Here is a 271-nt window from a genome sequence, read left to right as displayed (position 1 = left end):
GCCGCGTCGTGATGGCGCGGCATGGCTTCGGGCGCGGCGAGTACAAATACTTCGACTACCCGCTGCCCGACGTGGTCGGCGCGTTGCGCACAGCCGTCTATCCGCGTCTCGCGCCGCTCGCGAACGGATGGAACGAAGCCATGCGCATCGACGTCCGGTTTCCGCCAAAGCACGCCGCCTTCCTGCGCCGCTGTCATCAGGCGGGGCAATCGCGTCCGACGCCGCTGATCCTTCAATACACGGCTGGCGACTACAACTGTCTCCACCAGGA

At 66.1% G+C, this 271-nt stretch carries 1 protein-coding gene; it reads left to right on the top strand.

Annotation, left to right across the window (positions count from 1 at the left end; all coding sequences use genetic code 11):
• Positions 1-271, top strand: a 271-nt coding sequence (locus SB772_RS41235) for a 2OG-Fe(II) oxygenase (protein ID WP_410838679.1), incomplete at both ends; no start/stop codon positions are given.

Origin of the sequence: Paraburkholderia sp. SIMBA_030 (genome assembly GCF_046535245.1) — a bacterium.
Classification (GTDB): Bacteria; Pseudomonadota; Gammaproteobacteria; order Burkholderiales; family Burkholderiaceae; genus Paraburkholderia.
This window is presented reverse-complemented; position numbering and strand designations above follow the sequence as displayed.